Origin of the sequence: Streptomyces hygroscopicus, assembly GCF_026168105.1 — a bacterium.
In the GTDB taxonomy this organism is placed as follows: domain Bacteria; phylum Actinomycetota; class Actinomycetes; order Streptomycetales; family Streptomycetaceae; genus Streptomyces; species Streptomyces hygroscopicus_D.
On sequence record NZ_LBMW01000126.1, the window covers coordinates 1 to 2,817 of the forward strand.

General features: G+C 73.0%; 2 protein-coding genes. Both read right to left on the bottom strand.

Annotation, left to right across the window (positions count from 1 at the left end):
* Positions 1-1,250 (bottom strand): GlgB N-terminal domain-containing protein (locus AAW14_RS39100; protein ID WP_416223445.1); only part of this gene is annotated, 1,250 nt, incomplete at its 3' end.
* Positions 1,251-1,280: 30 nt separating this feature from the next.
* A complete protein-coding gene (locus AAW14_RS39105) occupies positions 1,281-2,678 on the bottom strand; it encodes a maltokinase N-terminal cap-like domain-containing protein (protein WP_265569224.1) in 1,398 nt (465 codons plus the stop codon).
* Between the last annotated feature and the right edge of the window lie 139 nt (positions 2,679-2,817).

Consider the following 2,817-nt stretch of genomic DNA (forward strand, 5'->3'; position numbering starts at 1 on the left):
CCGAGGTCCTGCACGTACGCGGGCAGCTGCTCGGCCAGTTGACGATACGTCAGTCCGGGTCGCCAGGACGGCAGATGCACCTCGTACACCGAGAACGGCGCCTCGTGCGCCGCGGTCTCCGCGCGCCGCGCGAGCCACTCCTCGTCGCGCCACTCGTGGTGGGAGGCGTGCACGATCGAGGAGGTGAGCGGCGGGGCCTCGGTGCGGCGGGCCAGCGGGTCGGCGCGAAGGGTCCGGGAGCCGTCGGGACGGGTGATCTCGAACTTGTACAGCTCGCCCTCGCCGATCCCGGGAACGAACAGTTCCCAGACGCCACTGGAGCCGAGCGAGCGCAGCGGATGGCCGGTGCCGTCCCAGAAGTTGAACCCGCCGGCCAGACGCACTCCGCGCGCGTTCGGTGCCCAGACCGAGAAGCGGGTACCGGTCACGCCCTGGTGGGTCATCGGATGGGCGCCGAGCACCTGCCACAGCTGCTCGTGCCGCCCCTCGCCGATCAGATGCAGATCGAGGTCGCCGAGCGTGGGCAGGAACCGGTACGCGTCCTCGGTGTCCCGGACCGACCCCTCGTACGTCACCAGCAGCCGGTACTCGGGTACGTCCCGAAGCGGCAGCAGGCCCGAGAAGAACCCGTCCCCGTCGTCGTGCAGCCCGGCCCGCAGCTCCCCGGCGACGACGGTCACGGAGAGCGCGTACGGCCGGAAGGCGCGGAAGGCGACTCCGCCGGGCACCGGGTGGGCGCCGAGCACCGAGTGCGGGTCGTGATGGGTGCCGTCGAGCAGCCGTTCCCGGTCGACGGCGCCGATGGCGGGGGAGACGGCCGTCCGCCCCACCTCGGCGACGGCCTGCTCGCGGGCGACTGCGGCCACCTCGCCGACGACCGCCTTCTCGACAGCCGTCTTCTGCGCGGGGGTCTCCTGCGCGGGGGTCTCCTGTGCGGGAGTTTTCTGTGCCGGCGTCTTCTGCGCCGGAGTCCTCTGCGCTGGGGTCTTATGCGCGGAAGTTGTCTGTGCCGGGGTCGCCTGGGCAGGAGTCCTCTGCGCCGGAGTCCCCTTCGCCGTGGTCGCCTTGACCCCGGCTTCGGTCTTCTTCGCCCCGGTCGCGGACCTCTTGGCCACCGCCTTCTTCTTGCCGGCCGTCGCCGCCCGGCCGTCCGCGGTCTTCTTCTCGGTGGCCGCCTTCTTCGCGGCGGTCTTCTTCTGGCCGTCGCCGTTCTTCTGTGTGCTGTCGTCGGACGGAGAACGGGGGGTCACGGACGGGGCCTCCTCGGCAGGGGTGGTGGATCAGGGGGTGACGTCGGCGGACAGCCGGCGTATCGCCGCCATCGGGACGGGCATCCAGTCGGGGCGGTGCCGGGCCTCGTACAGGACCTCGTAGACGGCCTTGTCCGTCTCGTACGCGCGCAGCAGCACCGGTTCGGTGCGCGGATCGCGCCCGGTGACCTCCGCGTACCCGGAGCAGTACGCGGCCCGGCACGCCGCGGCCCAGCCCGGCGCCGGCGGGGCGGCCGTGTGCGCCGCGTAGTCGAAGGAGCGGAGCATCCCCGCGATGTCCCGCACCGCCGGCTGCGGCATCCGCCGTTCGGCCAGCGACTTCGACGGCTCGCCCTCGAAGTCGATCAGCGACCACGCGCCGGACGGCGACCGCAGACACTGGCCCAGGTGCAGATCGCCGTGCACCCGCTGGGCGGTCCAGGTGTGCCCTTCGGCGGCGAGATCGGCCAGCGCCCGGAACGCGGAGTACAGCCCGGGCGCGTACGGCCGCAGCGCGGGCACCGCCTGTGCCGCCACATCCAGCCGTTCGGCCATGCCGTCGGCCAGTAGCCGTGTCTGCGTGTGCCCCAGGGTGACCGTGGGCAGTGCGCGGGCCAGCGCCGTGTGCACCTCGGCGGTCGCGCGTCCGAGCGCCCGCGCTTCGGCCGAGAAGTCCTCGCCCTTGGCCAGCTCGCGCAGCGCCAGCTCCCACCCGTCCGTCGCGCCGCGCACATACGGTTGCAGTACGCCGAGGACGTACGAGGCGTCCTGGCCCTGGAGGTCGGCGCGCAGCCAGCCGGCCGGCGCGGGAACCCGCGGGCAGCTCTCGCGCGCCAGCACCAGCGGCAGTTCGAGGTCGGGGTTGATGCCCGGGACGATACGCCGCAGGACCTTCAGGATGAACGTATCTCCGTAGATGATGGAGGAATTGGACTGCTCCGAGGTCACCATCCGCGGGACGAGCCCCTCGCGTATCGGCTGACGGGGGTCTCCCTCGAAGCGGAGCGGGCCGATACGGGCCCGGGTGCGGAGCGCCTCCAGGAGGACGGCGGTGGCCCGGGGGTCGTACAGCGCCTCGTAGACGGTCCGCCCGGCCAGCGGGCCCTCCTCCAGATGCCCGATGAGCGCGGGCGCCAGCCGCGGCGGCAGCGCCTCGCGCGCCCCCGTCAGCAACTGGTAGCAGTCCCCGGGGTGCGGCACGGCACCCTGGGTGGGGATGTCGGGCTGATGGGCGCGGACGAGCAGGTGGAGCAGGCTCAGCGTGCCTCCGGGGGGCAGCAGTTCGGTGGCCGCCACCAGGGAGAACCCGGTGACCGGCCGTCCCTTGCCCGCGAACCAGCGCTGCCGCGGCAGCCACTCCCGCAGCAGTGGGTCCAGGGACGCGAGGAGGCCGGGGTGGGTGGCGGCACGGGTGACGGCTTCCGACATGGCGTGCGTCCTTTCCCCGGAGGGTCGGGGTGTTACTTCTGCGTGCCCCGGGCGGGGCGGTGGAAACCGCCCCGCCCGGGGTTCTACGCGGGGTCCTTGCGGAGCCGGAACCAGTAGAAGCCGTGGCCTCCGAGGGTGA